Genomic DNA, 26831 nt, shown 5'->3' with positions numbered 1-26831 from the left:
GTGGCGACCGCGGTCGCCACCGGGAAGAACCGGCGCATGCTAGCTCCTGGACTGGGGGACGCCCCGATGCGTCCCGATGTGTGGATGGGCGCCCAGGGTCCTGCCCTGCTCCGCCGTCCCGCAAACGACGGCTACGGCCCGCGGAGCGCCGTCGGCAGGTGCCGGGCGGAGCATCGGCGCCGGGGCGGTGGCCGTGACGGGTCCGACCGGGGCGGTCCTCACGCGGGAAGTCTCGGATGCCAGACGGATGTGCCGTCCCGGGGCTGGTGGGGTCGACGCCGCCGTCCGACGATCGTCACATGTCCAGACCGGTTGCCCCTGTCGTCGTCGGAACAGGCCCCGTCACGCCGTCGGAGGTGGTCCGGGTCGCGCGGGACGGCGCGCCGGTGGCGCTGTCCGCCGACGCGCTCGGCGCGATCGAGGCCGGGCGCCGGGTCGTCGAGGCGCTCGCGGCGGCGCCCACCCCGGCGTACGGCATCTCGACGGGCTTCGGGGCGCTCGCCACCCGGCACATCCCGACCGAGCAGCGCGCGCAGCTGCAGCGTTCGCTGGTCCGCTCGCACGCCGCGGGATCGGGGCCCGAGGTGGAGCAGGAGGTGACCCGAGTGCTGATGCTGCTGCGGCTCTCCACGCTCGCGACCGGCCGGACCGGCGTGCGCCCCGCGACGGCGCGCCTCCTCGCGGACCTGATCACCCACCGGATCACGCCGGTCGTCCACGAGCACGGGTCGCTGGGGTGCTCCGGCGACCTCGCGCCGCTCTCCCACTGCGCGCTCGCCCTCATCGGCGAGGGCACGGTCCGCGACGCCGACGGCGCCCTGCTCCCGGCCGACGAGGCGCTCGCGGCCGCCGGCCTGGAACCCGTCGAGCTGGCCGCCAAGGAGGGCCTCGCGCTCATCAACGGCACCGACGGCATGCTCGGCATGCTCCTGCTCGCCGTCGAGGACCTCCGCGTGCTGCTGCGCACGGCGGACGTCGCGGCGGCGATGTCGGTCGAGGGCCTGCTCGGCACCGACCGGGTCTTCGCCCCCGACCTGCAGGCGCTGCGGCCCCACCCCGGCCAGGCCCGCTCCGCGGCGAACCTCACCGCGCTGCTCGCCGGCTCCCGCGTCGTCGCCTCGCACCGCGGCCCGGACTGCAACCGGGTGCAGGACGCCTACTCGCTGCGCTGCGCGCCGCAGGTGCACGGTGCTGCGCGGGACACCGTCGAGCACGCCGCCACCGTCGCCGGGCGGGAGCTGGCCGCGACCGTCGACAACCCGGTGGTCGTGACCGGGGACGGGCCGAGCCGGGTGGAGAGCAACGGCAACTTCCACGGGGCACCGGTCGGGTACGTGCTGGACTTCCTCGCGATCGTGGCGGCCGACGTGGCCTCGATCAGCGAGCGCCGCACGGACCGCTTCCTCGACAAGTCCCGCAGCCACGGCCTGCCGCCGTTCCTCGCCCACGACGCCGGGGTCGACAGCGGCCACATGATCGCCCAGTACACCCAGGCCGCGATCGTCTCCGACCTCAAGCGGCTCGCGGTCCCGGCCTCCGTGGACTCCATCCCGTCCTCGGCGATGCAGGAGGACCACGTCTCGATGGGCTGGTCGGCCGCCCGCAAGCTGCGGCGCTCGGTCGACGGACTGACCCGGGTCGTGGCGATCGAGGTCCTCACCGCCGCCCGCGCCCTGGACCTGCGTGCACCGCTGATCCCCTCGCCCGCCACGGCCGCCGTGGTCCGCCTGCTCCGGGAGGCCGGGGTCGAGGGCCCCGGCCCCGACCGCCACCTGGCGCCGGAGATCGAGGTCGCCGTCGGGCTCGTCCGCTCGGGAGCCGTCGTCGACAGCGTCGAAGCAGTGATCGGAGAGATGCAGTGATGGAGGAGCAGGGCATGAGCGGTCTCGACAAGCTCGACCACCGAGCCGGCGGCGACGGGCTCGACCGGCCAGCGGTGCGCGCCGCCCGCGGCACCGAGCTGTCCGCGCGGTCCTGGCAGACCGAGGCGCCGTTGCGGATGCTGATGAACAACCTCGACCCCGAGGTGGCCGAGCGTCCCGAGGACCTCGTGGTCTACGGCGGGACGGGGAAGGCGGCGCGCAGCTGGGCGGCGTACGACGCCATCGTCGACTGCCTGCGCGACCTCGCCGACGACGAGACGCTGCTGGTGCAGTCCGGCAAGCCGGTCGGCGTGATGCGGACCCACGCGTGGGCGCCACGCGTGCTCATCGCCAACTCCAACCTGGTCGGCGACTGGGCGAGCTGGGAGGAGTTCCGCCGGCTCGAGGAGCTCGGTCTGACGATGTACGGCCAGATGACCGCCGGGTCGTGGATCTACATCGGCACCCAGGGGATCCTCCAGGGCACCTACGAGACCTTCGCGGCCGTGGCCGAGTCCCTGGCCTCGAGACAGGCTCCCGGAGGACTTCCCTCGACCAGCGGACAGGCGTCGCTCGCCGGCACGATCACCGTCACCGCCGGCCTCGGTGGCATGGGCGGCGCCCAGCCGCTGGCGGTCACCATGAACGACGGCGTCGCCATCTGCCTCGAGGTCGACGCCTCCCGGATCCAGCGGCGGATCGACCACCGCTACCTCGACACGCGCGCCGGGTCCCTGGAGGAGGCGCTCGAGATGGCCGTCGCCGCCCGGGACGAGCGCCGGCCGCTCTCGATCGGCGTGCTCGGCAACGCCGCCGAGCTGCTGCCCCGGCTGCTCGAGCTCGACGCGCCCGTCGACATCGTGACCGACCAGACCTCGGCGCACGACCCGCTGGCCTACCTGCCCGCCGGCGTGCCGTTCGAGGAGTGGGAGGCGCGCCGCACGGCGGACCCCCGCGGCTTCACCGAGCAGGCGCGGGCCTCGATGGCCGCCCACGTGCGCGCGATGGTCGAGCTGCAGGAGCGGGGCGCGGAGGTCTTCGACTACGGCAACTCCATCCGCGACGAGGCGCGCAAGGGCGGCTACGACCGCGCCTTCGAGTTCCCCGGCTTCGTGCCGGCCTACATCCGTCCGCAGTTCTGCGAGGGCCGGGGCCCGTTCCGGTGGGCGGCGCTCTCCGGCGACCCGGCCGACATCGCGGCCACCGACCGCGCCGTCCTCGAGCTCTTCCCCGACGACGAGAAGCTGCGTCGCTGGATCACGATGGCCTCCGAGCGCGTGCAGTTCCAGGGGCTGCCCGCCCGGATCTGCTGGCTCGGGTACGGCGAGCGGCACCGCGCCGGCCTGCGGTTCAACGAGATGGTGGCCAGCGGGGAGCTGAAGGCGCCGATCGTCATCGGCCGCGACCACCTCGACTGCGGCTCGGTGGCCTCGCCGTACCGCGAGACCGAGGCGATGCTCGACGGCTCCGACGCCATCGCCGACTGGGCGCTGCTCAACGCGCTGGTCAACACCGCCTCCGGCGCCACCTGGGTCTCGATCCACCACGGTGGCGGGGTCGGCATCGGCCGCTCGATCCACGCGGGCCAGGTCTGCGTCGCCGACGGCACGCCCCTGGCGGCGGAGAAGCTCGGACGCGTGCTCACCAACGACCCGGGCATGGGCGTCGTCCGGCACGTCGACGCCGGCTACGAGCGCGCGGCCGAGGTCGCAGCCGAGCGGGGGGTGGCCATCCCGATGACCCCCCGGTGAGCCCCCGATGACCCCGCGGTGAGCTGGGCCCGATCGGGGAACCGAGCCCGGGTGAACCCGAGCGACCAGAGCGACCCGGACCCGTGGGGCATCCAGCAGGACTGGCTCGACGCCGACGAGCAGGCGCAGCACTCGAGCGACGCGACCGTCGCCCGGCTGCGCGAGGTGATCGGCGAGCCGCCGGCCGACCTCGAGGAGCGGGCGCCGGTGGTGACCCGGCCGGGGCGGTCGACCGGCCTGCGGACCACCGTCGCCTGTGAGGACGGGTCGACCCGCGAGCTCGATGACGTGGTGCCCGACGACTTCCCGCTCGGCTACCACCGCACGGCGGAGGGCCGCCGGCTGATCGTCTCCCCGGGTCGCTGCCACCTGCCGCAGGAGCAGGCCTGGGGCTGGACCGTCCAGCTGTACGGCGCCCGGTCGCGCCGCAGCTGGGGGATCGGCGACCTGGCCGACCTCCGGACGCTGCGGGAGTGGACGGAGTCCCTCGGCGGCGGGTTCCTCCTGGTCAACCCGCTCCACGCGGTCGCGCCGACCGTGCCGCAGGAGTCGAGCCCCTACCTGCCGGCGACCCGGCGGTTCCGCAACCCGGTCTACCTGGCCGTCGAGGACGTGCCCGGGGTGGAGGACGCCGACCTCGAGCGGCACGACGCCGAGCTCGCCGCCCTGCGCGCCGCCGACCGCGTCGAGCGCGACGCGTCCTGGACGCTCAAGCGCGCCGTGCTCCGGGCCGTCTTCGAGCGCACGGGCGCCGCGTCCGACCCGGCCTTCGTGAGCTGGCGGTCCGGGGCCGGGGACGCGCTCCAGGGCTGGGCCACCTGGTGCGCCCTCGCCGACGAGCACGGCCCGGACCGGCTGCGCTGGCCCGCGGAGGTCCGCACCGAGGACGCGCCGGGCGTCGCGTCGTACGCCGCGGCGCACGCCGACGAGGTCGCCTTCCACGCCTGGCTGCAGTGGCTGCTGGACCGGCAGCTGCGCGACGCGACCGGATCGACGACCGTCCTGCAGGACCTGCCGATCGGCGTCTCGGGCAGCGGTGCCGACGCCTGGGCGTGGGACGACGTGCTCGCCACCGGCGTCACCGTCGGCGCGCCGCCGGACCTGCTCAACTCCGTCGGCCAGGACTGGGGCTCCCCGCCGTTCGTGCCCTGGCGGCTGCGGATGGCCGAGTACGAGCCGTTCATCGAGTCGATCCGCGGCACCATCGCCGGCGCGGGAGGCCTGCGGATCGACCACGTGATGGGGCTCTTTCGGCTGTGGTGGATCCCCGCGGAGTCCGGGGCCACCGACGGGGCCTACGTCCGCTACCCCGCCGACGACCTCCTCGACATCGTGGCGCTGGAGTCCCACCGGGCCGGCGCGGTCGTGGTCGGGGAGGACCTCGGCACGGTCGAGCCGGGGGTGCGGGAGGCGCTGGCCGAGCGGGGGATCCTCGCCTACAAGGTGCTCTGGTTCGAGGACGAGCCGCCCGCCGAGTGGCCGGCCGGTGCGCTGGCCGCGGTGACCACGCACGACCTCCCCACGGTGGCGGGGTTGTGGACCGGCTCCGACGTCGACGACCAGCTCGCCGCCAGCGACATGGCCGAGGCCGACGTCCGCAAGGGCCGGCTCGACCTGCTCGAGCGGCTGCGGCGCGACGGGCTGGCCGAGGACGCCCCGGTCGAGGACGCGGTCGCGGAGGCGTACCGGCAGCTCGGCACGGCGCCCTCGCTGCTGCTCTCGGTCGCGCTGGAGGACGCCGTCGCCGAGGAGCGCCGCCCGAACGTCCCGGGCACGACGGAGCGCGACAACTGGCGGATCCCCCTCGGCGTACCGCTCGAGGAGCTCCCGGACCACCCCGCCGTCGGTCGGCTGCTGTCGGCGCTGCGCGCCGACTCGGGATCGACCCTCCCGCGACCGGGCCGTCCATGACAGAGTAAAGACGTGACGCAGCAGCCCGCCCGCCAGCGCACCATCCTCCGCGACATCAGCTCCCGGGCCTGGGAGCACCCGGCCGACCGGGGCGCGCTGGTCGCGCTCCGGAAGCTCAAGGGCTTCGACGCGGTGCTCAGGGCCGTCTCGGGGCTGTTCAACGAGCGGGCCGTCCGGCTGGTCTACCTGGGGTCGGCGGTCCGTGCCGACGAGCGGCAGTTCCCGACCCTGCACCGCCTGCTGGGCGAGGTCGCGGAGACGCTGGACGCCCCCGACCTCCCCGACCTCCCGGAGGTCTACGTCTCGGCGAACCCCGTGCCCGGGGCCCAGACGCTCGGGATGAACGCGCCGTTCATCGTCCTGACCTCGGGGCTGGTGGACCTCCTCGACGAGGAGGAGCTGCGGTTCGTTCTCGGCCGCGAGCTCGGCCACGCCATCAGCGGGCACGCCGTCTACCAGACCCTGCTCCAGCGGCTGATCCGGCTCTCGGGGGTCATGGCGTTCGTCCCCATCGGGGGACTCGGCGTCCGAGCCATCGTGGCAGCCCTGCACGAGTGGTCGCGCAAGTCCGAGCTGTCCGCGGACCGCGCCGGCCTGCTCGCCACCCAGGACCCGGCCTCCGCGCTGCGGGTGCACATGAAGCTGGCCAGCGGCGGGCGGCTCGAGGACCTCGACGCCACGTCCTTCCTCGCCCAGGGCCGGGAGTACCTCGACGCCGGCGACCTGCGGGACTCGGTCCTCAAGCTGCTGCTCATCGAGAACCAGACCGACCCGTTCGCCGTCGTGCGCGCCGCCGAGCTGCGGCGCTGGGTCGACTCCGGGGAGTACACCCGGATCCTCGCCGGCGACCGCCCCAGCCGCGCCGACGACGACACCGCCACCGTCAGCGACGCGGCGCGTGAGGCGGCGCGCAGCTACTCCGAGACGTTCGCGCAGAGCCAGGACGCGGTGGGCCGGCTCGCCCACGACCTCGCCGGCTTCCTCGGCACCGCGAAGGGCTGGCTCGACGACGCCTTCCGCCGCACCCGCGAGTGACGCCGGCGGACCTGTCCGCGCTCTTCGACCGGCTGCCGGTGGGCTGGTCGGAGGTGACCTACGACGGTCGCCGGTACGCCGTCACCCGCACCGTCCGCGTCGGCGGCCGGCAGGAGAGCGTGTACGCCGAGGAGCTCGGCGGTGCCGACGTCGTCAGCGCCAACCTCTACCGCACGAGCGCCGGCGACCGGCTCAAGCCGTGCGAGATGCCGGCCGAGAAGGTGCTGGCGTTCCTCCGCGGCTGGCGGCCGGTCGGTCACGTCGAGGGCCGACGACCGGTTTGAGACCGCCGCCGTCGTCTGGCATGTTCGGCCGCTGCCGATCACGACTCAGATGGGGTGAGACGACATGAGGCTGCGCACATGGGTGCTGGCGACCACGACGACCGCCTGCCTGCTCGCGGGCTGTTCGGGGACCGAGGACCAGGAGACGGCTGCCGAGCCGCAGGCGACCGGGGCGTCGGAGAGCGCCGAGCCCGGGGACGAGGCGTCGGAGGGCAAGTCGAAGGGCAAGGGAGCCGAGCGGAAGGCGAAGGCGCCCGCGGACGTCGTGACGCAGGGTCCCAAGACCGGGGACCTGCTGGTCCACGGCACGGTGACGCGGGACGGCGAGCCGGTCGAGGGCGCCGAGGTCCGGGCGGCCCTGATGGCCGAGGACCTCGACAGCCTGGAGATCGGCGAGGTGGTGCCCATGTGGGAGACGCCGTCGGTCGAGACCGGTGAGCAGGGTCGCTACGCGGTCCGGCTCGACCCCGAGGAGATCGACGAGCAGTTCTTCCGGAAGGGAGCCGACTACCTCAACTTCCTGCTCCGCGTGGAGTCCGACGGCATGATGGCCGAGCGGTCCGCCGCTGCCTCGCTCGTCGGAAAGGCCGGCCTCTGGCGCTCGTCCGGTGCCAAGGCCTCCGACCCGGTCATCGAGATGTCGGTCGACCTGGACGCGGAGACGGTCACCGTGACCGACTCCCGGGGCGAGGCGTCCGAGGAGGAGCTGGCGGTGTTCGAGGTGCAGCAGGGCTGACGGTGACGCCGCCGCCGGCGTTGGTCCCGTCCGACGGCGGCGGGACCGCCCTCAGCCGAGGGCGACGATGGCGTCGTGGATGGCCAGGGTCCGGCGGGCGGACTCCACGTGGAGGTTCTCCACCATCCGGCCGTTGTAGGTGACCACGCCGGAGCCTCCCCCGGATGCGGAGCGGGCGTCCTCCCAGGCCTGGATCAGCCCGCGGGCGTCCTCGACGGCCTGCTCCGAGGGGGCGAAGGCGGTGTTCGCGCCCTCGACCTGGCCGGGGTGGATGAGGGTCTTGCCGTCGAAGCCCATCTCGCGGCCCTGCCGGCACTCGGCGAGGAAGCCGTCGGTGTCCTTCACGTCGTTGTAGACGCCGTCGAGGATCGCGATCCCGGCGGCCCGGGCGGCGAGCAGCGCGGTGTGGAGGCTGGGCAGGATCGGGGCGCGCCCGGGCACGTGCTCGGCGTAGAGCTCCTTGACCAGGTCGTTGGTGCCGATCACGAAGCAGGTGAGCCGCTCGCTGGCGCGGGCGATGCTCAGGGCGTCGAGCACGCCGACCGGCGTCTCGATCATCGCCCACAGCTTGGTGCGGTCCGGGGCGCCGTGCTTCTCCAGCGCGGCGACGAGCTGGTGGACCTGGTCGGCGCTGTCGACCTTGGGCACGACGACGGCGTCGGGCCCGGCCTGGGCGATCGCAGCGAGGTCGTCGTCGTGCCACTGGGTGCCGATGCCGTTGGCGCGGATGGTGACGGTGCGGCGTCCGTACTCCCCGCTCGCGGCCGCCGCGCAGGCCGACTCACGGGCGGCCTCCTTCGCGTCCGGGGCGACGGCGTCCTCGAGGTCGAGGATCAGCGCGTCGCAGGCGATCGACTTGGCCTTCTCCAGTGCCCGCTCGTTGGAGCTGGGCATGTAGAGGACGCTGCGCAGGGGCGTGAAGTCCCCGCGCTGGTCGAGCTCGTCGAGACCCATGTCAGTCCTCCAGTTCGATGGCGTCGTACTGCTGCTTCAGCTCGGGGTCCACGGCGGCCAGCTGCTCGGCCAGCTCCACCATGACCAGGCACTGCTTGAGGGAGGCGTCGTCCTCCATCTTCCCGTCGAGCATCACCGCGCCGGTGCCGTCGCCCATCGCGGCGACGACGCGGCGGGCGTGCTTGACGTCCTCGACGCTCGGGCTGAAGACCCGGTTGGCGATGGCGATCTGCTTGGGGTGCAGGCTCCAGGTGCCGACGCAGCCGAGCAGGAAGGCGTTGCGGAACTGGTCCTCGCACGCCACCACGTCGGCGATGTCGCCGAACGGCCCGTAGTAGGGGTAGATGCCGTGCATGGCGCAGGCGTCGACCATCCGGGCGATCGTGTAGTGCCACAGGTCCTGCTGGTACGTCGTGCGGTCGGCGTTGATGCCGGCCTCGTCACCCGTCGCCGGGTCCTGCCGCACGAGGTAGCCGGGGTGGCCGCCGCCGACCCGGGTCGTCTTCATCCGCCGATCGGCGGCGAGGTCGGCCGGTCCGAGGGAGAGGCCCTGCATGCGCGGGGAGGCGCCGCAGATCTCCTCGACGTTCGCCACGCCGCGCGCGGTCTCGAGGATGGCGTGGACGAGGATCGGCCGCTCGAGCCCGGCCTTGGCCTCGAGCTGGGCGAGGATCCGGTCGACGTAGTGGATGTCCTCCGCGCCCTGCACCTTCGGCACCATGATCACGTCGAGCTTGTCGCCGATCGCCGGGACCAGCGTGGTCAGGTCGTCGAGCACCCACGGGCTGTCGAGCGCGTTGATGCGGGTCCACAGCTGGGTGGGGCCGAAGTCGGTGCTGCGCGCGATCTCCACCAGGCCGTCGCGGGCGGCCTCCTTGTTGTCGGCCTTGACCGCGTCCTCGAGGTTGCCCAGCAGCACGTCGACCTTGCCGACCATGTCGGGCACCTTGGCCGCCATCTTCGGGTTGCTGGGGTCGAAGAAGTGGATGGCGCGGCTCGGCCGGGCCGGGATCTCCGTGAGCGGCGTGGGCGCCCCGACGGCGAGGGGCCGGAAGAAGTCCTTGGCACTGCGGCTGGAGGAGGGCATGGCCGGAAGTTAGCAGCGAGGGGTTACCGGCCGGTATGACGGATCTGACAGGCGGGTCACCTCCGCCGCTGCCACCACCGACGCCGGGGCGGTGGTGCGCTCGCTGCCAGCGCGGCCTTCTGGCGCTCCAGCCGCGCCGCGCGCCGCTCGCGCCACCCGGCGAGGGTCTCCTCGACGTCGCGGGGCATGGTGACCAGCGGCGGGCCCTCGGCGAGGGAGTAGCGCGCCCGGATGACCCGTTCGTTGAAGTCCTCCACCTCCCGCCGCGCGTCGCCCTCGAAGGCGATGGCGTCGAGACGGTCGTCGAGCTCGGCGTCCTCCTTGCGCAGGGCGAGGCTGGGCGGCAGCACGGCGATCCGCTCGCGCTCGACCAGCCGCTTGATCCACCAGTCGGGGTCGTGCTCGGTGCCGAGGTCCTTGATCGGCTTGCCGGCCCCGGGCAGGTCGTCGAACTCGCCGTTCGCCATCGCGACCCGGATCTGCTCGTCGACCCACTGGTGCTGGAAGGCGATCCGGGCCGAGGACGCCGACTCCCGGCTCCGCTTGCGGCGCTCCTGCTCGTCACGGGCACGCTGGATCTCGCTGTGCGGCCGTGGGGCCTGCTCGTCGCGCATGGACATCCCTCCCGCACTCCAGCGTAGGCACCGGAGTCCAGTCGGACGCGCCCCGCAGAGTCCGCGCCTGAGCCCGCGTGCTCGACCGCCGTCAGGAGACGTCGACGGGGCGCTCGGTCGCCTCCCGCGGCAGGCGGGTGAGGACCAGCGCCGCGAGCAGCGAGGCGGCCGCGCAGATCGTCCAGACGGTGAGGTAGCCGCTGAGCGGCGCCTGGCCCTCGTCGGGACCCTCGAGCGAGCCGGTGGAGGCGAGCGCGATGGCGAAGACCGAGGACGCCAGCGCGCCGCCGACGGTCTTGGTCGCGTTGGTCATGCCGGTCGCGAACCCGGTCCGCTCGGGCGGCGCCGCCGCCGCCGCGGTGGCCGGCAGGGCGGCCACCAGGGCACCCGTGCCGAGGCCGATGACCGCCATGTTGAGCAGCGCCTGGCCGGTGGTCTCGTGCAGCGGGAGCCACAGGGCATAGCCCGTCGCGATGAGCAGCGACGAGACGACCAGGGCGGTCCGCGGCCCGAGCAGCCGGGAGGTGAGCGGCAGGGTGAAGGCGCCGATGGCCATGAAGACGACGTAGACCCCGATGAGCGCGGAGACGAACGAGGCGTCGGCGCCGAGCCCGTACCCCGCGACCGAGGGGTCGGTGCGCGCGAAGGTCGACAGCGGGATCTGTGCGCCCAGCACCGACATGCCGAAGAGGAACGCCGTCAGCTGCACCGGCCACTGGCCGGGCGTGCGCATCAGCCGCACGTCCACGATCGGATCGGGGCGCCGCTCCTCGTGCCGCACGAACGGCACGAACGCCGCCACGCCGGCGAGCACGAGCAGCCACGCCCACACGCTGCCCGGGCCGTCGAGGCGGATGACCACGAGACCCGCCATCACCAGGCCCAGGGCGATGCTGACCAGCGCCAGGCCACCCCAGTCGAACCGGGACCAGTCGACACCGTCCGTGGCCTCGCCGGGCACGTCCTCGACGCCGAACCACACGAGGAACAGGCAGAGCGTGACGGCGACGGCCGGGAGCGCGAGGAGCACCTCCATCGAGGTCGACTCCACGAGCGCGCCGGAGGTCAGCGCCCCGATGATCACGGCCAGCTCCAGGGCGCCGACGAGCACGGCCGCGGCGCGGCGGGTCAGCAGCGCCTGGCGGCCGGTGCCGGCGGTGCGCCGGTGGATGATCGCCACCTCGAGGGGCAGCCAGATGACGAACGCGCCCTGCAGCGCCCAGCCGACGAGGAACGTCGTGAAGCCCGGGGCGAAGGCCAGCATCCAGGAGCCCACCGCGGTCACGGCGGTCGAGAGCAGCAGCACCTTCTTGTGGCCGACGAGGTCGCCGAGGCGGGCGAGGGGCGGCACGACGAGGGCGGAGACGATCAGCTGCGCCGCCTCGAACCAGTTGACGTCGGCGTCGGTGATGTCGAGGTGGTCGGCGATGTCGGTGAAGATCGGCGTGTAGTAGCCCTGCAGGATCCCGCTGGCCAGCTCCACGCAGACGAGGAAGCCCACGATCGCCGCGAGGCTGCGGGTCCTCGGGTCGCTGCTCACGGTGCGCACGGTGCTCATGCGGTCACCTCGTCCGCGGGCAGCCGCTCGAGGAGCCGGCGGTACCAGCGCACCCCGTCGAGGAAGGCCTCGACGCCGAGGTGCTCGTCGTAGGAGTGGATCGACTCGCGCTGCGCCTTGGTCATCCGGAACGGCGCGAACCGGTAGACCCGGTCGCAGATGCGGGTGAAGAAGCGGGAGTCCGTGGCCGCCATCATCACGTACGGCGCAGGCACGGCGTCGGGGAACACCTCGCCGATCGTGGTCTCGACGAGCGCGAACGCCTCGTCGCGCGGGGAGACCGGGCTCGGCTCGTGCTGCTCGACGACGTCGACGTGGACCTGGTCGTCGTCGACGGCCTTGCGGACGTGCTCGAGCACGCCGGCCACGGTGTCGCCGACCATGATCCGCACGTTGACCCCGGCCTTGGCGGTCGCGGCGACCACGTTGAGGGCCGGGCTGCCCGAGAGCGTCGTGACGGCGAACGTCGTGCGGGTCATCGCGGCCGGCTCCGGGCCTGCGGCGATGAGCGCCCGGGTGAGCAGCGGCCCCAGCCGGCCGGCGTTGGCCATCAGCGCCCGCAGCGGCAGCGGGGCGTGCGGTGCCATCCGGCGGAAGAGCTCGATCGTGGGCTCCGGCGTGCTGGCCGGCATGGGGGAGCGGTCCAGGCGGGTGATCGCGCGGGCCAGCCGTGCGGTCGGGCCCATCCGGGCGGGGGTCGACGCGTGGCCGCCGCGGCCCTCGACCCGCAGCTCGAAGGAGGTCACGCCCTTCTCGGTCACGCCCACCACGCCGATCGGCGCCGCGACGCCCGGGAACGCCTCGCTCGCCACCGCGCCGCCCTCGTCGAGGACGAACCACGGCCGCACGCCGCGGCGTACCAGCTCGTCGACGGCGAGGGTCGCGGCCTCCCCGGAGACCTCCTCGTTGCAGCCGAAGGAGAGCCAGACGTCCTGCGCGGGCACGACGCCGTCCTCGAGCAGGGTCTCGACCGCCTCGCAGATCGCCGCGACCGAGCCCTTGTCGTCGAGCGTGCCGCGGCCCCAGATCTGGCCGTCGACGACGTCGCCGGAGAACGGCGGGTGCTGCCAGGTGCCCTCGACCGGGACGACGTCGAGGTGGGCCATCAGCACCACCGGGCGTGCGCTGCTCGCACCGGGCCAGCGGAAGAGCAGCGCGTGCGTCGGGATGCGGGTCAGCTCCAGCCGCTCGTGCAGCAGCGGGAACTGCCGCTCCAGCTCGGCGAGCAGCCGGTCGAACGCGTCGGTGTCGACCAGGTCCGGATCGCGGCTGCTCACCGTCGGGATCCGTACCAGCGCCTGCAGCTTCGCCACGGCGCGCTCGTGCCGCGGGCCCTCCCTCGACTCCATCCCGCGACGCTATCGGCTGCACCGGGGTCTCGGATGCGAGATGGCCGGACTCGTCGGCTGCTTGCCGCCGGCGCCGCTCCTCGGTGGGATGGGCGGGTGCTACCAGCGACCTCGATGGACGACGTCCTCGACCGGCTTGCGGGGACGGCGGCTCGGGGAACCCTTCGGGCCCGTGTCGTCCAGCCGGTGGCCGACCGTGATCGCGCCGACGGGGTCGTACTCCGGCGGGATCCCGAAGGCCTCCTTGACCGCCGGGTAGGCGTGGGGCGGGACCCCGAAGAAGCAGGCCCCGAGCCCCTCGTCGACCGCGGTCTGCAGGATCAGCAGGCTCGCCATCGCGGTGTCCATGTGCCAGTAGGGCATCGGCCAGCGCGACTCCCGCTCCTGCTCGTCGGCGTCCGTCCAGCCCTTGTCCGGCTCGGCGTAGCGGCCCAGGTAGGCCGCCTTGTTGCTGCAGGGCACCACCAGTACGGGCGCGGTCATCATCCCCGCCAGCCAGGAGTCGGGCTCGGCCACCGCCTCCGGGCCGGCCGTCACCTCCCAGTAGCGGCGCACGTCCTCCGGCGTGTCCAGCACCAGGAACCCCCAGCCTTGGCTGAAGCCGGCGCTCGGCGCGCGCGTGGCGTGGTCGAGCATCCGGTCGACCACGGCCGGGTCCACCGGCCGCTCGGCGTAGCGACGGACCATGCGACGACGTCGGACGACGTCCCGGAACTCCATGAGGTGCAGCGTGCCCGATGACGTCGAGCAGATGTGGGCCGACCTCGGTCCGGTCGGGCGGTCGGCAGCCTCCGGCGGGTACTTCCGCCAGCCCTGGACCGCCGCCGAGCTCGAGCTGCGCGCGTGGTTCGTCGAGCAGGCGACCGCCCGCGGGCTCACCGTGGAGACCGACGCGTACGGCAACACGGTCGCCTGGTGGGGCGCGGACCTGCCGGGGCCGCGACTGCTCACCGGCTCGCACCTGGACTCGGTGCTCGACGGCGGCGCGTACGACGGCCCACTCGGCGTGGTCTCGGCGTTGGCGGCGGTCGACGTCCTGCGCGAGCGCGGCGTGTCCCCCGGCCGGCCGGTCGGGATCGGCGTGTTCGTGGAGGAGGAGGGCTCCCGCTTCGGGCTGGCCTGCCTCGGCTCGCGGCTGGCCGCCGGCGCGGTCGCGTGGTCGGACGTCGAGGGCCTGCGCGACCGCGACGGGGTCCGGCTGGCCGACGTGGTCGACGGCGCGTCGGGCGGGCCGAGCCTGCTCGACGGTGTCGGCACCTTCGTGGAGCTCCACGTCGAGCAGGGCCGGGCGCTGGTCGACCTCGACGCACCGGTCGGCGTGGCGAGCGGCATCTGGCCGCACGGTCGGTGGCGCTTCGACGTCACGGGCAGGGCCGACCACGCCGGCACCACCCGCATGGAGGACCGGGCCGACCCGATGCTCACCCACGCGATGACGGTCCTGGCCGCCGACGAGCAGGCGCGGCTGGCCGCGCCGCACGCCCGGGCGACCTTCGGCCGGATCGAGGTCGCGCCCAACGGCACCAACGCCGTGCCCTCGCGGGTGACCGGCTGGCTCGACGCCCGCTGCTCCACCGCCGAGGCGCTCGAGGCGCTGGTCGGGGCGATCTCGACCCAGGCGGCCGCCCGGGCACAGCGCGACGGCACCACGGTCGAGGTGACCGCGGAGTCGGTGTCCGGCAGCGTCGTCTTCGACCCGGCGCTCGCCGAGGCCCTCGCGGCACCCCGGCGCTGGCCGGTGCTGCCCACGCAGGCCGGCCACGACGCGGGCGTGCTGCAGGCCGCCGGCATCCCCACGGCGATGCTCTTCGTGCGCAACCCGACGGGTGTCTCCCACTCCCCGGCCGAGCACGCCGCGATGGCCGACTGCCTGGCCGGCGTCGAGGCGCTGGCCGACGTGCTGGCCGACGTGCTGGACGGGCCGCTGGACGGGCCGCTGTGACCGCGTCGTACCTGCTCGAGCGGGCGTGGGTCGACGGCGCCGTCCACGACGACGTGCTGGTCCGGGTCGCGGACGGGCGCTTCGTCGAGGTGGTCCCCGGCGCGGGTCGGCCCGGGGCGCACCCCGAGGCCCGGCGGTGGGCGGGGCTGGCCCTGCCCGGGCTCGCCAACGGCCACAGCCACGCCTTCCACCGGGCGCTGCGGGGCCGCACCCAGCAGGAGCGGGGCACGTTCTGGTCCTGGCGGGAGCGGATGTACGCCGTGGCCGCGCGGCTGACGCCCGGGTCCTACCACCGGCTGGCGCGGGCCGTCTTCCGCGAGATGGTCGCGGCCGGCATCACCACGGTGGGGGAGTTCCACTACCTCCACCACCGGCCTGACGGGACGCCGTACGAGGACCCGAACGCCATGGGCCACGCCCTGGCCGAGGCCGCCCGCGAAGCAGGCATCCGGCTGGTGCTGCTGGACACCTGCTACCTCAGCAGCGGCTTCGGGGCGCCCACCACCACCGTTCAATCGCGCTACTCCGACGGCTCCGCGGCCGCCTGGGCCAGCCGAACCGAGCAATGGAACGATCCGGGTGGTCCCACGGTGCGCACCGGCGCGGCGGTGCACTCGGTGCGGGCGGTCCCGCGCGCGGAGCTGGCCACCTTCCGCGGCCGGGCGCCGCTGCACGTCCACCTCTCCGAGCAGCCGGCGGAGAACGCCGCCTGCCTCGCGGCGTACGGCGTGACGCCCACCCGGCTGCTCCACGAGGAGGGGCTGCTCGGCCCCGGCACGACCGTCGTGCACGCGACCCACCTGACCGACGAGGACGTCGAGCTGCTCGGTCGCAGCCGCACGAACGTCTGCTTCTGCCCGACCACCGAGCGCGACCTCGCCGACGGCATCGGGCCGGGCCGCCGGCTGCACGAGGCGGGCGCCCGGCTGACGCTGGGCTCCGACAGCCACGCGGTGGTCGACCTCTTCGAGGAGATGCGGGCGCTGGAGCTCGACGAGCGGCTGGCCAGCGGCGAGCGCGGTCACTGGCGGGCCGGCGAGCTCCTCGCCGCGGCGACGGCCCACGACAGCCTCGGTGTCGCCGACGCCGGGGCGATCGAGGCCGGCCGGCGCGCCGACCTGGTCGTCCTCGACACCACCAGCGTGCGGACGGCCGGCACCGGCGGCGACGAGCACACGGCCGTCTTCGCGGCCGCGGCCGAGGACGTGGTCGCCACCATGGTCGACGGGCGGGTCGTCGCCACCCGCGAGGACCGGGGCGCCATCGGCCGCGAGCTCGCGGCCGCGATCGAGGAGGTGTGGTCGTGACCAGCACGCTGCTGACGGGGATCGCCGAGCTCGTCACCAACGACGCCGCCCGCGAGGACGGCCCGCTCGGGGTCCTCGAGCGGGCCGCCGTCGTGGTGGAAGGGAGCAGGGTCGCGTGGGTCGGGCCGATGGCCGAGGCGCCCGCCGCCGACGCGGTCGTCGACGTCGGAGGGCGCGCGGTGCTGCCCGGGTTCGTCGACAGCCACAGCCACCTGGTCTTCGCCGGCGACCGGTCGGAGGAGTTCGCGGCCCGGATGGCCGGCACGCCGTACGCCGCCGGCGGGATCCGCACCACCGTCGCCGCGACCCGTGCCGCCACCGACGAGCAGCTGACCAGCCGCGCCGCCCGGCTGGTCGCCGAGATGCGCCGGCAGGGAACCACGACGGTCGAGATCAAGAGCGGCTACGGGCTCACCGTTCACGACGAGGCCCGCAGCCTGGCCGTCGCCCGCCAGCTGACCGAGGAGACGACGTACCTCGGCGCGCACGTGGTCCCCGACGGCACCACGCCCGAGGAGTACGTCGCCCTCGTCACCGGGCCGATGCTCGAGGCCGCCGCGCCCCACGCCCGCTGGGTGGACGCGTTCTGCGAGCGCGGCGCGTTCGACGCCGACCAGGCCCGCGCGGTCCTGCTCGCCGGTGCGGCCGCCGGGCTGCGGCCGCGGTTGCACGCCAACCAGCTCGGGCCGGGCCCGGGGGTGCAGCTCGCCGCGGAGCTCGGCCTGGTCGCGGTCGACCACTGCACCCACCTCGACGACGCCGACGTGGCCGCGCTGCGCGACAGCGGCACGGTCGCGACGCTGCTGCCCGGGGTGGAGTTCTCCACCCGCCAGCCCTACCCCGACGCGCGGCGGCTGCTGGACGCCGGCGTGGGGGTGGCGCTGGCCAGCGACTGCAACCCCGGCTCCTGCTTCACCAGCTCCCTGCCGTTCTGCATCGCGGTGGCGGTGCGGGAGATGGGGATGACGCCGGGGGAGGCGGTGCACGCGGCGACCGCGGGCGGCGCCCGCGCGCTGGACCGGGACGACGTCGGCGTGCTCGCTCCCGGCCGCGCCGCGGACCTGGTCGTCCTCGAGGCGCCGTCCCACGTCCACCTCGCCTACCGGCCGGGCGTGCCCCTGGTCGCGGGGGTCTGGCAGGCCGGCCGACCGGTCGTGGGCGGTGCCGGCCAGCCCTGAGGACCCCTGACGGCCCGAGGTCGGGACCGGGCCTGGCGTCAGGAAGGACGGCGCCGCAGCCGGAGCAGCCGGTAGGCCACGCCGGCGGCGAGGACCGCCACCCCTGCGAGCACCGACCCGAGCGGCAGGGTGGCGACCAGGACGGCGCAGCCCACGGCGCCGAGGCCCTGCAGCGCGCGGGGGAACCGCCGGTGGTCGGCGTCCTGCGTGGACGCCGCGACGTTCGCGACCAGGTAGTAGAGGAGGACGCCGAAGGAGGAGAACCCGATCGCGCCGCGGAGGTCGACGGTGAGCACGAGCAGGCAGACGGCGACGGCCAGGGCCACCTCCGCGTGGTGCGGCACGCGGTGCCGGGGGTGCACCGCGGCCAGCCAGGCGGGGAGGTCGTCGTGGCGGGCCATGGCCAGGGTGGTCCGCCCGATGCCTGCGATGAGGGCGAGCAGGGCGCCGAGGGCGGCGGCCGCAGCGCCGATGCGGACGACGGGGGCGGCAGCCTCCCACGGTCCGGCGTCGACGACGGCGGCCAGCGGCGTCGGCGTCCCGGCGACGCCGTCCGCGCCGAGGACGCCGAGCACCGTCACCGCGACCACGGCGTAGACCAGCAAGGCGAGGAGGAGCGCGACCTGCACGGCGCGCGGGATCGTCCGCGCGGGGTCGCGGACCTCCTCGCCGAGCGTGGCGATCCGGGCGTAGCCGGCGAAGGCGAAGAACAGCAGGCCCGCCGACTGCAGCACGCCGTACCACCCGCCGTCGGGCGCGGCGGCGCTGAGCACCCGGTCCAGGTCGGGGTCGCCGACCAGCAGGCCGGCCGCGACTGCGACACCGAGCGCCACCAGGACGACGGCCACGATGACCCGGGTCAGCCGCGCGGTGCGGGTGATGCCCCGGTAGTTCACCGCGGCGAGGGCCACCACGGCCGCCACGGCGACCGGTCGCTCCCAGCCCGATGGAGCGGCGTACGCCGCGAAGGTGAGCGCCATGGCCGCGCAGCTGGCGGTCTTGCCGATGACGAAGCCCCACCCGGCCAGGAAGCCCCACCAGTCACCGAGCCGCTCGCGGCCGTAGAGGTAGGTGCCGCCGGAGCTCGGGTACTGCGCGGCGAGCTGTGCGGTCGCCGTCGCGTTGCAGTACGCGACGACGGCTGCCACGGCGAGGCCGAGGAGCAGCCAGGTCCCGGCCGCCTCCGCGGCCGGCGTGAAGGCGGCGAAGACCCCGGCGCCGATCATCGAGCCGAGGCCGATGACCACGGCGTCGGTGGTGCCGAGGCGGCGCTCGAGGGCGGGGTGCTGGGTCACGGCCGTCACCTTGCCGCACGGCGCGGCCGGAAGGCCGACGGGTGTGACCGGTCTCTCGCCGTTCAGCGGAGCATCTGGCTGTCGTTCATTCCCAGTTCATTCTCGCGGACAGGTTCGTACAACTTCACGGCCTAGCGTCCCGGTCGTCAGGTACACGAATCCGTCAGGAGCACCAGTGAAGAGCACCTCCGTACGCGCGGCGGTCATCCCGGGCCTCGTCGCCCTCACCCTCGCCTTCTCCGCCTGCAGCGCCGGCAACGACGACGGCGGCAGCGCCACCGACAACGGCGGCGAGAGCCTCAGCGGCACCATCTCCGGCGGCGGCGCCTCCTCGCAGGAGGCCGCCCAGGCCGCCTGGATCGCCGGCTTCCAGGAGAACAACCCCGACGCCACGGTCAACTACGACCCGATCGGCTCGGGCGGCGGCCGGGAGAACTTCATCTCCGGCGCCTTCCCCTTCGCGGGCACCGACGCCTACCTCACCGACGACGAGGGCGAGCTGTCCGACGCCACCGAGCGTTGCGAGGGCGAGGCCCCCATCGAGATCCCGAACTACATCAGCCCGATCGCCGTGATCTACAACGTCGAGGGCATCGACGAGCTGAACCTGCCGCCCGAGGTCATCGCGGGCATCTTCGCCGGCGAGATCAACCAGTGGGACGACCCGGCCATCGCCGAGGCGAACCCCGACGTCGACCTGCCCTCGGAGCGGATCAACCCGGTCCACCGCTCTGACGAGTCGGGCACCACCGAGAACTTCACCAACTACCTCGACTTCGTCGCGTCCGGGGTCTGGACCGCCGGTGCGGTCGAGACCTGGCCGCAGGAGTTCGGCGGCGAGGGCGCCCAGGGCACCTCCGGCGTCGTCTCCGCGGTCGAGAACGGCAGCAACTCGATCGGCTACGCCGACGCCAGCCAGGCGGGCGACCTCGATGTCGCCAACGTCGGCGTCGGCGACGAGTTCGTCGGCCCGTCGGCCGAGGCCGCGGCGAAGATCCTCGACGTCTCCCCGCGCGTCGAGGGGCGCAGCGAGAACTCGATCGTCTTCGACCTCGACTACCAGACCGAGGAGAGCGGGGTCTACCCGATCGTGCTCACCTCCTACCTGCTCGCCTGCCCGAGCTACTCCGGCGAGGAGGGCGAGCTCACCAAGGGCTACCTCTCCTACATCGTGAGCGACGAGGGCCAGGAGTTCGGCGCGGAGGAGGCCGGCTCGGCCCCGCTGAGCGACGAGCTGCAGTCCGACGTCCAGGGCCTGGTCGAGGGCATCACCGTCGAGTGACCGCCCTCGGTGCGTGAGGTGAGGGTCCGGCCTGAGAAGGTCGGACCCTCACCTGCGCCGTCTCCACCCCGGCCCGCTGGGTGAACCCACTCGGCCGCCACTCGTTCGTACTCAACGGAGGATCACCCAGGTGTCCACCACCACCGCTGCGGCCCCGCCGCCGCGCACCACCCGCCGCGGAGACGCCGTCTTCTCGGGGCTGGCGACCGGCGCCGGCCTGCTGATCATGCTCGCGCTGGCCGGCGTCGCGCTCTTCCTCATCATCGAGGGCGCGCCGGCGATCTACGCCTCGGGTGACCAGGCCTACGGCAAGGACAACATCGTCCTCTACGTCTGGCCGCTCCTCTTCGGCACGCTCCTCGCCGCGATCATCGCCCTGCTGCTGGCCACCCCGCTGGCCATCGGCGTGGCCCTGGTGATCTCGCACTACGCGCCCCGCAGGGTGTCGCGGACGCTCGGCTACCTCATCGACCTGCTCGCCGCCGTGCCGAGCGTCGTCTACGGGCTGTGGGGCCGGGCGGTGCTCGCACCGGCGATCCTTCCCCTCTACGGGTGGCTCGCCGACCACCTCGGCTGGCTCCCCTTCTTCGACGGCCCGGCGGTGACCGGGCGCACGATCCTCACCGCGGGCATCGTCCTCGCCGTGATGGCGCTGCCGATCATCACCGCCATCTGCCGCGAGATCTTCCTGCAGACCCCGCGAATGCACGAGGAGGCGGCGCTCGCCCTCGGTGCCACCCGGTGGGAGATGATCCGGATGACCGTCTTCCCCTACGCCCGCTCGGGGGTCATCTCGGCCACCATGCTCGGCCTTGGCCGCGCGCTCGGCGAGACCATGGCGGTCGCCATGGTGCTCTCCGCCAGCGGCATCGTCACCTTCGACCTCATCCAGTCGCAGAACCCGTCCACGATCGCTGCGAACATCGCCCTGAACTTCGGCAACGCGTCCGGCACCAAGATCAACGTGCTGATCTTCAGCGGCCTGGTGCTCTTCGTGGTGTCCTTCGCCGTCAACTTCCTCGGCCGCTGGATCGCCACCCGCGGCCAGGTCAAGGCCTGAGGAGACGACCATGTCCGTTCTCGAGAAGCGGCCCGAGTCGGCCGCACCCGCGTCGCTCCCGCTGGTCGCGCCGCAGCTGCCGGGCTACGCCCCGTGGCTCGCGGTGGTCCTGGCCGTCGGCCTCGCCGCCCTGCCCGCCCTGCTGCTCGGCTGGAGCCTCGTGGGCGTCGTCCTGCTCGCCTGGGCGCTGCTGGTGGTCGGGCTGCCGGCCTGGTCCGCGAGCGTGGAGGGCAGCCGCAAGGCCGTCGACCGGCTCGTCACCACGATCGTGTGGTCGACCTTCGTCGTGGCCATGATCCCGCTGGTGATGATCCTCTACCTGGTGGTCGCCAAGGGCGCCGGCGTGCTCTCGCCGGAGTTCATCACCTACGACATGCGTGGCGTGCTCGGCGCCGGCGGCGGCATCTACCACGCCCTGATGGGCACGCTCATCATCACGGCGCTCGCCACGGTGATCTCGGTGCCGGTCGGCGTGATGGCGGCGATCTTCCTCGTCGAGTACGGCAAGGGCAGCAAGCTCGCCCGCGTCGTCACCTTCCTGGTCGACGTGATGACCGGCATCCCCTCGATCGTGGCCGGCCTCTTCGCGTTCGCGCTCTTCACCATCATCTTCGGGCCGGGGATCCGCTTCGGTGTCGGCGGCGCGATCGCGCTGTCGGTGCTGATGATCCCGATCGTCGTCCGCGCCACCGAGGAGATGCTGAAGCTGGTCCCCGACGAGCTGCGCGAGGCGTCGTACGCACTCGGCGTGCCGAAGTGGCGCACGATCGTGCGCGTCGTGCTTCCGACCGCGCTCGCTGGCATCATCACCGGGGTGACCCTCGCGATCGCCCGGGTGGCCGGCGAGACCGCCCCCCTGCTGCTGATCGTCGGCACGACGAACTCGCTGAACCTCAACCCCTTCGACGGCCGGATGGCGACCCTGCCGGTCTTCATCTTCTCCTCGGTGACCACCGGCGGGAAGTACAACGACGCGCAGGTGGAGCGGGCCTGGGGCGCCGCCCTGGTGCTGGTGGCCATCGTGATGGCGCTGAACCTGCTCGCCCGCGCCATCGGCAAGATCTTCGCGCCCAAGTCCGGGCGCTGACCAACCTGCGGACATCCCAGAGGACATCATGGCCAAGAGCATCGACATCTCCGACCTGAACATCTACTACGGCGACTTCCTCGCCGTCGAGGGCGTCAACATGACGATCCGGGCGCGGTCGGTCACGGCCTTCATCGGCCCGTCCGGCTGCGGCAAGTCCACCTTCCTGCGCTCGCTCAACCGGATGCACGAGGTGATCCCCGGCGCGCGGGTGGAGGGGAAGGTCGTCGTCGACGGCCAGTCGCTCTACGACCCCGCGATCGACCCGGTGGCCGTGCGCCGGCAGATCGGCATGGTCTTCCAGCGGCCCAACCCGTTCCCGACCATGTCGATCTACGACAACGTCCTGGCGGGCAACAAGCTGAACGCCAAGCGGATGAAGAAGTCCGAGGCCGACGACATCGTCGAGCGCTCGCTCAAGGGCGCGAACCTGTGGACCGAGGTCAAGGACCGGCTGAGCAAGCCCGGCATGGGCCTCTCCGGTGGTCAGCAGCAGCGGCTCTGCATCGCTCGCGCGATCGCCGTGGAGCCGCAGGTGCTGCTGATGGACGAGCCGTGCTCCGCGCTCGACCCGATCTCGACCTCGGCGATCGAGGACCTCATCCACGAGCTGAAGTCCGAGTACACGATCGTCATCGTCACCCACAACATGCAGCAGGCCGCCCGGGTCTCCGACGAGACCGGCTTCTTCAACCTCAAGGCGGCCGGCAAGCCGGGTCACCTGGTGGAGTTCAACCCCACCAAGAAGATGTTCACCAACCCCGACAACGAGTCGACCGAGGCCTACATCTCCGGTCGGTTCGGCTGACGGGTCGAGCTCTCGGGGTCCGCTCCATGTCGTCGACGGCCGCGCCCGTCCCTCTCGTCTCCCACTCCCGCGCTGTCGCCGTCCTCCTCGTCGGGCCTGCCGCCGACACCCACGAGGTCGGCGACCAGCTGCGTGGTGAGGGCATCCCGGTCGAGGCGGTCCCCTCGGGCCTGGACGCGCTCGTGCGCCTGGGCGCGTTGGCGCCCCCGGTCGTCGTGGTCTCCTGCGGTGTGGAGGACGTCGCTGCACCGGACCTGGTGGCCGCGATCCGGCGCAACGGCGACACGCTGATCTTCGCCGTCGTCGACGCCGACGACGCGGCGCTCGCCGGCCGGGTCGTCCTCGCCGGGGCCAGCGGCCTGCTGACCCGGCCGTTCACGGCCGGCAGCGTGCTCGCGGCGGTCGAGCGGACCGACCCGGACCTGCTGCGGCACGACCGCGCGACGTACGGACCGATCTCCCTGGATCTCGACGCCTACACCGTCTCGGTCTCGGGGCGCCGGCTCGCCGACCCGCCGGCCAAGGAGTTCGAGCTGCTCCGGGTGCTGCTCCGGCGGGCGCCCGAGCTGGTCACCGACGACGAGCTGCGCTCCTCGGTGTGGGGGGCGGACACCGCGCCGGCCGACAACACCATCGCCGTCCACGCCGCCCGGCTCCGGCACCGGCTCGAGGGCGTGGCCACCATCCGGCGGGTGCGCGGACGCGGCTACGTGCTCACCCTGGCCTGAGTCGGATCGTCGGGGGCAGTTGACGCGTGTCAAGAACGCGTTCTAGTTTCGCGGCATGCCCGCACCCACCACCGCCGTCATCGGCGCCGGCATCAGCGGCCTCACGGCCGGCAAGATGCTCCTCGACTACGGCGTGCCGTACACCTGCTTCGAGACCTCCGACCGGGTCGGCGGCAACTGGGCGTTCGGCAACCCCAACGGCCACAGCAGCGCCTACCGGTCGCTGCACATCGACACCTCCAAGCACCGGCTGTCCTTCAAGGACTTCCCGATGCCCGAGGACTACCCGGACTTCCCGCACCACACCCAGATCAAGGCCTACCTCGACGACTACGCCGACGCGTTCGGGCTGCGAGAGCAGATCGAGTTCCAGAACGGCGTGGTGCACGCCGAGCGGCTGGAGGGCGGCGGCTGGGAGCTGCAGACGCAGCAGGGCGAGACCCGCCACGCCGACCTGCTGGTGGTCGCCAACGGCCACCACTGGGACCCGCGCACGGCCGACTTCCCCGGGGAGTTCACCGGGGAGTCGATCCACTCCCACCACTACATCGACCCGACCGACCCGCTGGACTTCAAGGGGAAGCGGATCCTGGTCGTCGGCATCGGCAACAGCGCGGCCGACATCGCGGTGGAGCTGTCGAGCAGGTCGCTGCAGAACGAGGTGACCCTCTCCACGCGGTCCAGCGCCTGGATCGTGCCGAAGTACACCGGCGGCCTGCCTGCGGACAAGTACTACGTGACCACGCCGTACCTCCCGCTCTCCTGGCAGCGCAAGCTCCTGCAGAAGATGCAGTTCATGGCCGGCTCGAACCCGGAGCTCTACGGACTCCCCAAGCCCAACCACAAGTTCTTCGAGGCGCACCCGACGCAGTCGGTCGAGCTGCCGCTCCGTCTCGGCTCCGGCGACATCACCCCGAAGCCGAACGTCGCCCGGCTCGACGGGGAGACCGTCCACTTCGAGGACGGCACGAGCAGCGGGTTCGACATCATCGTCTACGCCACCGGCTACAACATCACGTTCCCGTTCTTCGACGAGGACTTCATCAGCGCGCCGGACAACCAGATCCGGCTCTACAAGCGGATGTTCAAGCCGGGCCTCGAGGACCTCGTCTTCATGGGCTTCGCCCAGGCGACGCCGACGCTCTTCCCCTTCGTCGAGGCCCAGGCCCGGCTCCTCGGGGCGTACGCCGTGGGGCGCTACCGCCTGCCCGACGTCGCGGAGATGGAGCGGGTCATCGACGCCGACCAGCAGAAGTACACCGGGCACGTGCTGGACCGACCGCGGCACACCCAGCAGCTGGACTACTTCATCTACGAGCACGACCTGCGGGTCAAGGAGATCCCCGCCGGCGTGCTCCGGGCGCAGCGCGACGGCGCACCCGTGCTCGCCGGCCGCGCCGCCCGCTCCGTGGAGGGGGCGGCGGACGCGGTCGTGGCGACCTCGTGACCGCCGCCGCCACCCGCGGGGACCAGCGCCGGGCCGCCCTGCTGGAGGCGCTCGACGCGCACCTCCGTGACGCCGGGCCGGCGGCCGGGCTGGACGACATCAACGTCGCCGACCTCTCCCGGCGGGCCGGGGTCACCCGGTCGGCGTTCTACTTCTACTTCGAGAACAAGGCGGCCGCGGTCGCCGCGCTCATGGACGAGATGGAGGAGGAGGCCTCCGACGCCGCCGGCCTCCTGGAGGGCGAGGGCGCCATGCGGGAGCGGGTCGCCGCCGCCATCCGGACGGTCGTCGAGGGCTGGGGGCGGCGTACTCACGTCTACCGCGCGATGCTCGAGGCGCGGGCGACCAGCCCGGCCGTGCGGGAGCGGTGGGAGGCGCGCCTGGCGTCGTTCGCCGAGCTCGTCGCGGAGCTCATCGAGGCGGAGCGTGTGGCTGGCCGGGCGCCGGCCGGGCCGTCGGCGCTGGCGCTCGCCACCGCACTGCTCGACGTCAACGACCGCACCCTCGAGCGCCTCGTCCGCGCACCGGAGCACTTCGACTGGGACCGGCAGGTCGACGCCGTCGTCCACGTCTGGACCGGCAGCATCTACGGAAGGACCTCGCCATGACCACCCACGCCACCACCCCCGGAGCGGACGCCGTCGGCGCGGCGAGCGCCGGCCGGGACGACGTACGGATGCCGTCGGGCGACGCGGAGCTGCACGCCTGGCACTTCCCGGCCGCCACCGACGCACTGGCCTCGGCGGCGGGCCGGCCGGTCGTGGTGATGGCCCACGGCCTGGCGGGGACGAAGGACTCCGGCCTCGAGCCGTTCGCCCGGGGGCTGGCCGAGGCTGGCCTGGACGTGCTGGCCTTCGACTACCGCGGCTTCGGTACGTCGGGCGGGTCGCCGCGGCAGACGGTGTCCATGGCCGGTCAGCTGGAGGACTACCGCGCGGCCATGGCCGCCGCCGCCCGGCTGCCCGGCGTGGACCCGGACCGGTTGGTGCTCTGGGGCGTCTCGCTCGCCGGCGGTCACGTGCTCGCGGCCGCGGCCGGGCGCCCGGACGTGGCGGCGGCCGTGGCCCTGACGCCGCTCGTCGACGGCCTTGCCGCCGGGCGGCTCGCGCTCGCCCACCACCGGCCGGGGTCGATCCTGCGCTCCACCGTGGAGGGGGTGCGCAGCCGGGTCTCCGGTGGCCGGATTATGCCGGTCGTCGCCCGGCCGGGGGAGCTGGGCGCACTGACCCTGGAGGGCGCGTACGAGGACTACCTCGCCATCGCCGGCCCGAGCTGGCGCAACGAGGTGGACGCCTCCATCGGCCTGGAGCTGGGCGGGCACCGGCCGATCCGGACCGCCAAGGAGGTCCGCTGCCCACTGCTGGTGCAGATCGCCGACTTCGACCGCAGCGCGCCCCCGCACGCGGCGGCCAAGGCGGCGTTCAAGGCGCGGGCGGAGGTGCGGCACTACCCCTGCGACCACTTCGACGTCTACCCCGGCAAGCAGTGGTTCGACGCGGTCCTCGCCCACCAGGTCTCCTTCCTGGTGCGCCACCTCACGGCCTGACCCGCCCGGC

At 73.5% G+C, this 26831-nt stretch carries 24 protein-coding genes; 17 read left to right on the top strand and 7 right to left on the bottom strand.

Annotation, left to right across the window (positions count from 1 at the left end; all coding sequences use genetic code 11):
- The first annotated feature begins 299 nt into the window (after positions 1 to 299).
- From hutH to ACSMHG_RS16845, 6 genes are all read left to right on the top strand, one after another.
- Entirely contained in the window at positions 300 to 1862 is a 1563-nt protein-coding gene (gene hutH / locus ACSMHG_RS16870; protein WP_435747231.1) for a histidine ammonia-lyase, read from the top strand.
- Positions 1863 to 1876: 14 nt separating this feature from the next.
- Positions 1877 to 3613, top strand: a complete 1737-nt coding sequence (gene hutU / locus ACSMHG_RS16865) for a urocanate hydratase (RefSeq protein ID WP_435747229.1) — start codon at positions 1877 to 1879, stop codon at positions 3611 to 3613.
- A gap of 51 nt (positions 3614 to 3664) precedes the next feature.
- Positions 3665 to 5524 (top strand): 4-alpha-glucanotransferase, encoded by a 1860-nt coding sequence (malQ, locus tag ACSMHG_RS16860; RefSeq protein ID WP_435747227.1) that lies wholly within the window; start codon positions 3665 to 3667, stop codon positions 5522 to 5524.
- Positions 5525 to 5536: 12 nt separating this feature from the next.
- Entirely contained in the window at positions 5537 to 6559 is a 1023-nt protein-coding gene (locus ACSMHG_RS16855; RefSeq protein WP_435747225.1) for a M48 family metallopeptidase, read from the top strand.
- Positions 6556 to 6843, top strand: a complete 288-nt coding sequence (locus tag ACSMHG_RS16850; protein WP_435747223.1) for a hypothetical protein — start codon at positions 6556 to 6558, stop codon at positions 6841 to 6843. The genes ACSMHG_RS16855 and ACSMHG_RS16850 overlap by 4 nt, the downstream gene beginning before the upstream one ends.
- A gap of 64 nt (positions 6844 to 6907) precedes the next feature.
- Complete coding sequence (locus tag ACSMHG_RS16845) at positions 6908 to 7579, top strand: hypothetical protein (protein WP_435747221.1); 672 nt, start codon at positions 6908 to 6910, stop codon at positions 7577 to 7579.
- Positions 7580 to 7630: 51 nt separating this feature from the next.
- On the opposite strand, the gene ACSMHG_RS16840 is transcribed toward ACSMHG_RS16845, so the two are convergent.
- The 6 genes from ACSMHG_RS16840 to ACSMHG_RS16815 all read right to left on the bottom strand — a co-directional run bounded on the left by ACSMHG_RS16840 (position 7631) and on the right by ACSMHG_RS16815 (position 13861).
- Positions 7631 to 8533 (bottom strand): HpcH/HpaI aldolase/citrate lyase family protein, encoded by a 903-nt coding sequence (locus ACSMHG_RS16840; RefSeq protein WP_435747219.1) that lies wholly within the window; start codon positions 8531 to 8533, stop codon positions 7631 to 7633.
- A 1-nt stretch (position 8534) separates the two neighbouring features.
- Positions 8535 to 9620 carry an HpcH/HpaI aldolase/citrate lyase family protein gene (locus tag ACSMHG_RS16835; RefSeq protein WP_435747217.1) on the bottom strand — a complete coding sequence of 362 codons (1086 nt, stop codon included), beginning with the start codon at positions 9618 to 9620 and terminating at the stop codon, positions 8535 to 8537.
- A gap of 56 nt (positions 9621 to 9676) precedes the next feature.
- Positions 9677 to 10234 carry a DnaJ family domain-containing protein gene (locus tag ACSMHG_RS16830; protein WP_435747215.1) on the bottom strand — a complete coding sequence of 186 codons (558 nt, stop codon included), beginning with the start codon at positions 10232 to 10234 and terminating at the stop codon, positions 9677 to 9679.
- 91 nt (positions 10235 to 10325) lie between these two features.
- A complete protein-coding gene (locus tag ACSMHG_RS16825; protein ID WP_435747213.1) occupies positions 10326 to 11792 on the bottom strand; it encodes an MFS transporter in 1467 nt (488 codons plus the stop codon).
- The gene (locus tag ACSMHG_RS16820) at positions 11789 to 13141 is read right to left on the bottom strand and encodes a M20/M25/M40 family metallo-hydrolase (protein WP_435747211.1); all 1353 of its coding nucleotides are present in this window, start codon (positions 13139 to 13141) and stop codon (positions 11789 to 11791) included. The genes ACSMHG_RS16825 and ACSMHG_RS16820 overlap by 4 nt, the downstream gene beginning before the upstream one ends.
- A gap of 99 nt (positions 13142 to 13240) precedes the next feature.
- A complete protein-coding gene (locus ACSMHG_RS16815; RefSeq protein ID WP_435747209.1) occupies positions 13241 to 13861 on the bottom strand; it encodes a nitroreductase family protein in 621 nt (206 codons plus the stop codon).
- Positions 13862 to 13871: 10 nt separating this feature from the next.
- Here ACSMHG_RS16815 and ACSMHG_RS16810 point away from each other — a divergent pair, with 10 nt between their 5' ends.
- Genes ACSMHG_RS16810 through hutI form a run of 3 tightly spaced genes read left to right on the top strand, consistent with a single transcriptional unit; the run spans position 13872 to position 17568 of the window.
- Positions 13872 to 15083 (top strand): allantoate amidohydrolase, encoded by a 1212-nt coding sequence (locus ACSMHG_RS16810; RefSeq protein WP_435747207.1) that lies wholly within the window; start codon positions 13872 to 13874, stop codon positions 15081 to 15083.
- A complete protein-coding gene (locus tag ACSMHG_RS16805; protein WP_435747205.1) occupies positions 15080 to 16390 on the top strand; it encodes a formimidoylglutamate deiminase in 1311 nt (436 codons plus the stop codon). The genes ACSMHG_RS16810 and ACSMHG_RS16805 overlap by 4 nt, the downstream gene beginning before the upstream one ends.
- Complete coding sequence (hutI, locus tag ACSMHG_RS16800) at positions 16387 to 17568, top strand: imidazolonepropionase (protein WP_435747203.1); 1182 nt, start codon at positions 16387 to 16389, stop codon at positions 17566 to 17568. The genes ACSMHG_RS16805 and hutI overlap by 4 nt, the downstream gene beginning before the upstream one ends.
- Positions 17569 to 17606: 38 nt before the next feature.
- Here the strand turns inward: hutI and ACSMHG_RS16795 are convergent, their stop codons facing one another.
- Positions 17607 to 18863, bottom strand: a complete 1257-nt coding sequence (locus tag ACSMHG_RS16795) for an APC family permease (RefSeq protein ID WP_435747201.1) — start codon at positions 18861 to 18863, stop codon at positions 17607 to 17609.
- 175 nt (positions 18864 to 19038) lie between these two features.
- Between ACSMHG_RS16795 and ACSMHG_RS16790 the strand changes: the two genes are divergently transcribed.
- The 8 genes from ACSMHG_RS16790 to ACSMHG_RS16755 all read left to right on the top strand — a co-directional run bounded on the left by ACSMHG_RS16790 (position 19039) and on the right by ACSMHG_RS16755 (position 26821).
- Positions 19039 to 20145, top strand: coding sequence for a phosphate ABC transporter substrate-binding protein PstS (locus ACSMHG_RS16790; protein WP_435747199.1), 1107 nt, complete (start codon positions 19039 to 19041; stop codon positions 20143 to 20145).
- Positions 20146 to 20275: 130 nt separating this feature from the next.
- Complete coding sequence (gene pstC / locus ACSMHG_RS16785; RefSeq protein WP_435747197.1) at positions 20276 to 21205, top strand: phosphate ABC transporter permease subunit PstC; 930 nt, start codon at positions 20276 to 20278, stop codon at positions 21203 to 21205.
- Between the two features lie 10 nt (positions 21206 to 21215).
- On the top strand, positions 21216 to 22292 hold the full coding sequence (gene pstA / locus ACSMHG_RS16780) for a phosphate ABC transporter permease PstA (protein ID WP_435747195.1): 1077 nt from the start codon (positions 21216 to 21218) through the stop codon (positions 22290 to 22292).
- A 28-nt stretch (positions 22293 to 22320) separates the two neighbouring features.
- Positions 22321 to 23100, top strand: coding sequence for a phosphate ABC transporter ATP-binding protein PstB (pstB, locus tag ACSMHG_RS16775; protein WP_435747193.1), 780 nt, complete (start codon positions 22321 to 22323; stop codon positions 23098 to 23100).
- 26 nt (positions 23101 to 23126) lie between these two features.
- A complete protein-coding gene (locus ACSMHG_RS16770; RefSeq protein WP_435747191.1) occupies positions 23127 to 23828 on the top strand; it encodes a winged helix-turn-helix transcriptional regulator in 702 nt (233 codons plus the stop codon).
- A gap of 55 nt (positions 23829 to 23883) precedes the next feature.
- The gene (locus ACSMHG_RS16765; RefSeq protein ID WP_435747189.1) at positions 23884 to 25275 is read left to right on the top strand and encodes a flavin-containing monooxygenase; all 1392 of its coding nucleotides are present in this window, start codon (positions 23884 to 23886) and stop codon (positions 25273 to 25275) included.
- Positions 25272 to 25883: a TetR/AcrR family transcriptional regulator gene (locus ACSMHG_RS16760; RefSeq protein ID WP_435747187.1), complete on the top strand. Its 612-nt coding sequence runs from the start codon at positions 25272 to 25274 to the stop codon at positions 25881 to 25883. Before ACSMHG_RS16765 ends, ACSMHG_RS16760 begins: the two co-directional genes overlap by 4 nt.
- Entirely contained in the window at positions 25880 to 26821 is a 942-nt protein-coding gene (locus ACSMHG_RS16755) for an alpha/beta hydrolase (protein ID WP_435747185.1), read from the top strand. Before ACSMHG_RS16760 ends, ACSMHG_RS16755 begins: the two co-directional genes overlap by 4 nt.
- Positions 26822 to 26831: the final 10 nt, after the last annotated feature.

This window comes from Nocardioides ureilyticus (assembly GCF_051280745.1).
Classification (GTDB): Bacteria; Actinomycetota; Actinomycetes; order Propionibacteriales; family Nocardioidaceae; genus Nocardioides.
The sequence above is the reverse complement of the archived record's forward strand: the minus strand, read 5'-3'. Positions and strand labels throughout refer to the sequence as shown.

Bases quoted from the DNA above. Each gene is read 5' to 3' on its own strand.
- pstA (WP_435747195.1), top strand. From the start codon at position 21,216: ATGTCCGTTCTCGAGAAGCGGCCCGAGTCGGCCGCACCCGCGTCGCTC.
- hutU (WP_435747229.1), top strand. From the start codon at position 1,877: ATGAGCGGTCTCGACAAGCTCGACCACCGAGCCGGCGGCGACGGGCTC.
- ACSMHG_RS16840 (WP_435747219.1), bottom strand. From the start codon at position 8,533: ATGGGTCTCGACGAGCTCGACCAGCGCGGGGACTTCACGCCCCTGCGC.
- ACSMHG_RS16765 (WP_435747189.1), top strand. From the start codon at position 23,884: ATGCCCGCACCCACCACCGCCGTCATCGGCGCCGGCATCAGCGGCCTC.
- ACSMHG_RS16825 (WP_435747213.1), bottom strand. From the start codon at position 11,792: ATGAGCACCGTGCGCACCGTGAGCAGCGACCCGAGGACCCGCAGCCTC.
- ACSMHG_RS16830 (WP_435747215.1), bottom strand. From the start codon at position 10,234: ATGCGCGACGAGCAGGCCCCACGGCCGCACAGCGAGATCCAGCGTGCC.
- ACSMHG_RS16770 (WP_435747191.1), top strand. From the start codon at position 23,127: ATGTCGTCGACGGCCGCGCCCGTCCCTCTCGTCTCCCACTCCCGCGCT.
- ACSMHG_RS16845 (WP_435747221.1), top strand. From the start codon at position 6,908: ATGAGGCTGCGCACATGGGTGCTGGCGACCACGACGACCGCCTGCCTG.
- hutH (WP_435747231.1), top strand. From the start codon at position 300: ATGTCCAGACCGGTTGCCCCTGTCGTCGTCGGAACAGGCCCCGTCACG.
- ACSMHG_RS16755 (WP_435747185.1), top strand. From the start codon at position 25,880: ATGACCACCCACGCCACCACCCCCGGAGCGGACGCCGTCGGCGCGGCG.
- ACSMHG_RS16820 (WP_435747211.1), bottom strand. From the start codon at position 13,141: ATGGAGTCGAGGGAGGGCCCGCGGCACGAGCGCGCCGTGGCGAAGCTG.
- pstB (WP_435747193.1), top strand. From the start codon at position 22,321: ATGGCCAAGAGCATCGACATCTCCGACCTGAACATCTACTACGGCGAC.
- ACSMHG_RS16835 (WP_435747217.1), bottom strand. From the start codon at position 9,620: ATGCCCTCCTCCAGCCGCAGTGCCAAGGACTTCTTCCGGCCCCTCGCC.
- ACSMHG_RS16815 (WP_435747209.1), bottom strand. From the start codon at position 13,861: ATGGAGTTCCGGGACGTCGTCCGACGTCGTCGCATGGTCCGTCGCTAC.